Below are 509 nucleotides of genomic sequence, written 5' to 3' on the forward strand. Positions count from 1 at the left end.
ATGTCGAAGGCAGGACAGTCTGACATCAGGCGCCTTCTGATCATCGGCGCGATGTCACGCTTGAGCAGGTTAGGCCGCAAATCCATACCCAAAGGGTCCTGGCTGGAACGCATGCTTGCGCGCAAGCCAAAAATGCTGGTCGCGGTTGCGCTGGCCAACAAGATGGCCCGCGCCCTCTGGGCAATGCAAATGACGAAGGAGAGTTATCGGGATCCGACGCAGACTGTCGCTGCATGACCATGCTGTAGCACAGGGCTGAGCAACGTCGGTGAAGGAGGTGTAAGAAGTCAACGACCTGAATGGGCAAAATGATCGAACAGATCTGGATCGGGAAAACCAGGATAAGGGGAAGAGCGTCAAAGCTCGTTGTTTAGGTCTGGCCTCGATCCGCAGATCACCATCCCGGCCAGCGGCTTCTGGTAACGCCGCACTCAAAGGCCTGACAGAAGCTCGCACTCGATCACCAACTCACGCAGATTGAAAAACTTCTTGCATCACGGACGGCAACC

At 56.0% G+C, this 509-nt stretch carries 1 pseudogene; it reads left to right on the forward strand.

Annotation, left to right across the window (positions count from 1 at the left end):
* Positions 1-237, forward strand: a pseudogene (locus A3722_RS18025) (IS110 family transposase); the annotation flags it as partial.
* Positions 238-509: the final 272 nt, after the last annotated feature.

It is taken from the genome of Sulfitobacter sp. HI0027 (assembly GCF_001634775.1).
Taxonomy (GTDB): Bacteria; Pseudomonadota; Alphaproteobacteria; order Rhodobacterales; family Rhodobacteraceae; genus Sulfitobacter.